Genomic DNA, 5724 nt, shown 5'->3' with positions numbered 1-5724 from the left:
CGCTTGACGTCCCACTCGAACGGTCCGGGCAGGGTCTCGTCGAAGTCGTTGAGGTCGAAGACCAGTCGCCGCTCGGGAGAGCCGAAGACCCCGAAGTTGGACAGGTGCGCGTCCCCGCAGAGCTGGACCCGCAGCCCGCTGCTCGGCCGGGTCCCCAGGTCGGTGGCCATCAGCAGGGCCGCGCCCCGGTAGAAGGCGAACGGCGAGCTGGACATCCGGCCGTAGCGGATCGGCACCAGCTCGGGCACCCTGCTGGCGCCCTGGCCCACCAGCAGCGCGACAGGGTCGGGACGGTCGGGCCCCGGCGCGTGCACGCCCAGGTCGGCCAGCGGCAGCAGGCCGCGGGCGGCCCGGCCGAGGCCCACGCGCTCGTGGCGGGTGAGGTGGACCAGCCGCGGCGGGGTGCCGGGGGCCTCGTCGGAGAGGTCGGGTGGGGCCGGGTCCGTCATCCTCCGATCATGCAGCAGAGCGGGCTCAGGCGCACCAGAGCACGCGGTCGCCGACCAGGTCGGCCAGCGGGTAGACCCCGCGCAGATCCTCGCGCGCGGTCAGCAGGGCGGTGAGCTTGCGGGCGTGCTCGGCCTCCAGCCGTTCCCGGGCCGCGACGAGTGCGGCCCGCCTGGCATCGGAGTCGTCGTCCATGGATGTCCCCCTTGGTCGGGCGTGTGCTGCCCCCGAGGGTGGCGCGGCCACGAGTCGTCCCGGTTGACGGCGCGTTAACCGGAGGTCAACTCTGCGGCGTCCCCCCGGCCGGGAGGAGTACGCCGGGGTTGAGCACCCCGGCCGGGTCCAGCGCCCTCCGCGCGGCCGCCAGCGCGGTCGCGAACGGCTCGGGTCGCTGGCGGTCGTACCAGGGCCGGTGGTCGCGGCCCACCGCGTGGTGGTGGGTGATCGTCGCGCCGGCGACCAGGATCGCCTCGGAGACCGCCGCCTTGACCTCGTCCCACTGCGCCACGGTGCTCCCCCAGCGGCCCGGCGCGTACACGCTGTAGTACGCCGCGGGCCCGTCGGCGTACACGTGCGTGAACCGGGAGGTGACCGCACCACCCCCGCACACCCGCGCCAACGCGTCGCGGGCCGCGGCCACGACGCTCTCGTGGACGGCGTCGAGCCGGTCCCAGGTGCAGGCGGTCTCGAACGTCTCCACCACCAGCCCGTGCCGCGCCAGCACGTCGCGGTGGTAGGGCATCCGCAGGAACGCCGACCGCCACGACGCCGCCGGGTCGGTGGGAACCTCCTCCCCCGCGTCCTCACGGGTGCCCGCCTGCAGCGGCCGCCCGCCGTGCTCGGCGGTGAGCTCCAGCGCCCGGGCCAGCCAGGGGTCGACGGGGTGGTCGGCGGACTCGAACGCCACCACCAGCACCCCGCCACCGACCAGCTCCCCGGTCGTCAGCAGTGCCTCCGCGGCGTCGAGCAGCCGGCAGTTCGTGGGGTACAGACCCGACTGCGCCACCGCACGGGTGGCGCGCACCGCGCTGTCGCGGTCCTCGAACCCGACGCTGACCGTGGCCCGCCAACGAACCCGGTCCTGCACCCGCACCCAGGCCTCGGTGATCACCCCCAGCGTGCCCTCGGACCCGAGGAACAGCCGGTCCGGGGAGGGCCCCGCGCCCGACCCGGGCAGCCGGCGCGACTCGCAGACCCCCACCGGGGTGACCACCCGCAGCGACTCGGTGAGGTCGTCGATGTGGGTGTAGAGGGTCGCGTAGTGCCCCCCGGCCCGGGTCGCCAGCCAGCCGCCCAGGGTGGACAGCTCGAAGGACTGGGGGAAGTGGCGCAGGGTCAGTCCGTGCGGGCGCAGGCCGGCCTCCAGCAGCGGCCCGGGTGTCCCGGCCTGGATCCGCGCGGCGCGGCTGGTGCGGTCCACCTCGAGCACGCGGTCGAGCCGGCCCAGGTCCAGGCTCACCGCCGGCCCCTCGAACCGCGGCTCGACCCCACCCACCACCGAGGTCCCGCCGCCGTAGGGGACCACGGCGACGCCCGCTCCCGAGCACCAGTCCAGGACGTCCACGACGTCGCGCTCCGAGGTCGGCCGCACGACCAGGTCGGGCGGGTGCTCCAGCAGGCCCTCGAGGTTGCGCACGACGTCCCGGAAGGCCTTCCCGTGCGTGTGCGCGGCCCGGTCCACGGCGTCGGACGAGCAGAGTGGGGCGAGCGAGGGAGGTGGATCCACCCGCACGCGCGGCAGGTCGAGCGTGCGCGGGTCGGGGGGCGCATGGTCCTCGAGCACCGCGTCGGGGAGCAGCGCCCGCACCCGCCCGAGCAGCTCGTCCTCCTCCGCACGGCCGGGCGCCGCCTCCACCGTCCCCCAGCCCCACCACGAGCGTGTCGCCATGGTTGATCCTCCCAGAGCCGTGACGCCGTTCACACCGTTGCCCGCCGGGCGGGTCTTGGCCGGGCCGGGCAGGGGAGGGACCCTGGAACCAGGTGCACCCGGCAGGGTCCTCGGCCACGCGGCACCCAGCCAGGTAGGCCACGAGGGAGGAGCACGAGGAGGGATGGTTCGATGAACCAGGAACAGCTCGAGAAGATGCGCAGCGGCAGGGGCTTCGTCGCGGCCCTGGACCAGAGCGGCGGAAGCACCCCGAAGGCGCTCCGCCTGTACGGCGTGGCAGAGGGCAGCTGGGCCAGCGAGGCGGAGATGTTCGACCTCATCCACCAGATGCGTACCCGCATCTTCACCAGTCCCAGCTTCGGCGGGGACCGGATCATCGGCACGATCCTGTTCGAGCAGACGATGGACCGTGACATCGAGGGACGGCCCGCTCCCGACTACGTGTGGGAGGTCAAGGGCGTGGTCCCCTTCGTCAAGGTGGACCGAGGACTGGAGGAGGAGGCCGACGGCGCCCGGCTGATGAAGCCGATGCCCGGCCTGGCCGACCTGCTGGCCCGGGCCCGGGCCAGGCACGTGTTCGGCACGAAGATGCGCTCGGTCATCCTCAGGCCCGGCGCGGGGCTGCAGGCCGTGGTCGACCAGCAGTTCGAGGTCGCCCGCACGATCCTGGCGGCCGGCCTGGTGCCGATCATCGAGCCCGAGGTCGACATCCACAGCCCGGCCAAGGGGGAGGCGGAGGAGCAGCTGCACGCCGCCCTGCGCGAGAAGCTCGACGCGCTGGAGCCGGAGCAGTACGTCATGCTCAAGCTCACCCCGCCGGAGACCGACGACCTGTACGCCGACCTCGTGGCGCACCCGCGGGTGCTGCGGGTGGTCTTCCTCTCCGGCGGCTACAGCCGGGAGGAGGCCAACGCCCGACTCGCGCGCAACCACGGGGTCGTCGCCAGCTTCTCCCGCGCCCTGACCGAGGGGCTCGGCGCCGGGCAGAGCCAGGAGGAGTTCGACGCGACCCTGGACGCCTCCATCGCCAGCATCGCGGCAGCCTCGGCGACCTGAGCCGCGGACCGGGCCCGCTCAGCCCTCGGCCGCGAGCAGGTCCGCGGCCAGCCGCACGGCGCCCACGTCGTCCACCTCGGGGCTGAACCCGAGGCGGACGACCACGAGGTCGGCGGAAGGGACGACCACGATCCACTGGCCGTCGTGGCCCTCGGCGAAGTAGGCGTCCGCCGGCAGCGACGGCTCGACCAGCGTGCCGTCCGGCCGAGCGTTGGCCCACCAGCCGGCGGCGTACCCGTCGTCCTCGGTCTCCACGTCGACCGCGGTGGTGGACCCCGCCATCCACTCCCGGGGCAGCAGCCGCTCGCCGTTCCACTCGCCGTCCTGCAGCGCGAGCTGGCCCACCGCGGCCCAGTCGCGCGGGGTGGCCCACAGGTAGGAGCTGCACACCGGGGTGCCCGAGGCGTCGGGCTCGAGCACCGCGGAGGACAGCCCGAGGGGCGCGAACAGCTCGCGCCGCGGCAGGTCGGCGGCCACCCCCGTCCGCTCGGTGAGGATGGCGCACAGCAGGGTGGTGCTGCCGCTGGAGTACTGCTGGTAGGTCCCGGGGTCGTGCTCGGCGGGCTGGCTCGCGACGAAGCTGCCCATGTCCTGCTCCCGGTAGAGCATCTGGGTGATCGGGGTGCCCAGGTCGTAGGTCTCGTCCCACTTCAGTCCGCTGGTCATCTGCGCCAGCTCGGTGACGGTGATGTCGGCGCGCGAGTCGGTCCACTCCGGGCGGAGGTGGTCGTCAGTGATGGCCACCTGACCGAGCTGGACCAGCCGCCCGAGGAGCAGGTTGGTCACGCTCTTGGTCATCGACCAGCCCAGCTGCGGGGTGTCGGCGTCGAAGCCGTCGGCGTACCGCTCGGCGACGAGCTCGCCGTCGCGGACCACGACCACCGCGCGGGTGCCCAGGTCCTCCCGCTCGTCCGCGGGCAGGTCGTCGCCGAAGGCGCGGGCCAGCGCCGCCTCCACCTGGGGGGAGGGAGTGGGGGCGGGTGCGCCGGAGAACGGGTTGGCCGAGGCGTCGACCTCCGTCGGGGTGCCGAGGTCCGGTCGCTCGTCGGCGAGGGTGCAGCCGAAGCCGGGCGTGTACCACGCCGTCTGCTTGGCGAACACGCCGAGGATCGAGGCCTGCACCCCGTCGTCCCCGACGTCCTTGGTGCGCAGGTAGGGCACCAGGGGGTTGGGCGGAAGGTCGTCCTCCGGGTCGTCCCGCCCGGCGACGTGCTCGACCGCGCAGGCGTTGTGGGCGGCGTACCCGGTGCCGGTGAGCAGCAGGGGCCGCTCGTACCAGTAGCCCGCGACCAGCGCGACGACGACCAGGAGCAGCAGGCCGACCAGGATCCGGCGGAACAGGCGCATGGCGGGAGGCTAGCGGGCCCGGGCCGGTCAGCCGCTCAGGACGGGAGGTGCGCGTCGAGCCACGCCACGAGCTCGGCCATCACCTCGTCGCGGTTGACCTCGTTGAGCATCTCGTGGCGACCCTCGGGCCAGATCCGCAGGCTCACGTCCCGCACCCCGAGGCGGACGTACTGGTCGGCCACCTGCTGGACCCCCTTGGCCTGGTTGCTCACCGGGTCCATCGACCCGGCCACCAGATGGATGGGCAGGTCCTTGGGCACCAGCGCGGCCGTGCTGTCGGAGTTGACGGCGGCCAGCCCGCCGATGAGGTCGGCGAAGAAGCCGCTGGTGAAGACGTTGCCGCACTGCTCGTCGGCGACGTACTTGTCGACCTCGGCCGCGTCGCGGGAGAGCCAGTCGAACTTCGTGCGCGCAGGCTTGAAGGCGGCGTTGTACTGGCCGAAGGTCAGCTTGTCGAGCAGCGGGCTGGTGTGCCGCCGGCCGCGGATCCTGGCCTCCAGGACCGCGATCGCCCGGCCCACCCTCCCCAACAGCCCGGGGTCCCCGGCGGTCCCGGAGAGGACCAGCCCGTCCAGCTCGCCGCCGTACCGGGCCGCGTAGGCGCGGCTGAGGAACGAGCCCATGCTGTGGCCGAGCAGGAAGAACGGCATGCCCGGCTGCTCCTCGCGAGCCCGCTCGCTGACCAGGTGCAGGTCCGCCACGACCGTGTCGAACCCGTCGGTGTCGGCGAAGTAGCCGGCGTCACGGGGGGCGGCCACCGTGCCGCCGTGGCCGCGGTGGTCGTGGGCGTACACCGCGTAGCCCGCGTCGGTGAGCCGCCGGGCGAACCGTTCGTAGCGGCCGGAGTGCTCGGCCATGCCGTGGGCGATCTGGACCACGGCCTTGGCCGGACCGTCGGGCAGCCACCGGTTCACGTGGAGCGCGACGCCGTCGGGGGCGGTGAGGGAGAAGGTGCTGGCCTGCATGCCCGTGACCCTAGTCGGTGG

The 5724-nt window shown here is 73.9% G+C and carries 6 protein-coding genes; 1 reads left to right on the top strand and 5 read right to left on the bottom strand.

All coding sequences use genetic code 11. From position 1 onward, the window contains the following. The 3 genes from PLP61_RS14330 to PLP61_RS14320 all read right to left on the bottom strand — a co-directional run. A partial coding sequence (locus tag PLP61_RS14330; protein WP_324503428.1) for a DUF2252 family protein occupies positions 1-449 on the bottom strand: 449 nt, incomplete at its 3' end. Positions 450-474: 25 nt separating this feature from the next. Next, positions 475-642, bottom strand: coding sequence for a hypothetical protein (locus PLP61_RS14325; RefSeq protein WP_324503427.1), 168 nt, complete (start codon positions 640-642; stop codon positions 475-477). Between the two features lie 85 nt (positions 643-727). Further along, on the bottom strand, positions 728-2335 hold the full coding sequence (locus PLP61_RS14320; protein ID WP_324503426.1) for an FAD-binding oxidoreductase: 1608 nt from the start codon (positions 2333-2335) through the stop codon (positions 728-730). A gap of 171 nt (positions 2336-2506) precedes the next feature. Between PLP61_RS14320 and PLP61_RS14315 the strand changes: the two genes are divergently transcribed. After that, positions 2507-3391 (top strand): fructose bisphosphate aldolase, encoded by an 885-nt coding sequence (locus PLP61_RS14315; protein ID WP_324503425.1) that lies wholly within the window; start codon positions 2507-2509, stop codon positions 3389-3391. Between the two features lie 18 nt (positions 3392-3409). Here PLP61_RS14315 and PLP61_RS14310 read toward each other — a convergent pair whose 3' ends face one another. After that, a complete protein-coding gene (locus PLP61_RS14310; protein ID WP_324503424.1) occupies positions 3410-4738 on the bottom strand; it encodes a serine hydrolase domain-containing protein in 1329 nt (442 codons plus the stop codon). Between the two features lie 35 nt (positions 4739-4773). Then, positions 4774-5703, bottom strand: a complete 930-nt coding sequence (locus PLP61_RS14305) for an alpha/beta hydrolase (protein WP_324503423.1) — start codon at positions 5701-5703, stop codon at positions 4774-4776. Positions 5704-5724 lie beyond the last annotated feature (21 nt).

This window comes from Nocardioides sp. (assembly GCF_035429765.1).
Classification (GTDB): domain Bacteria; phylum Actinomycetota; class Actinomycetes; order Propionibacteriales; family Nocardioidaceae; genus Nocardioides.
Note: the sequence above shows the minus strand (reverse complement) of the source record. Positions and strands in the feature narration are given on the sequence as shown.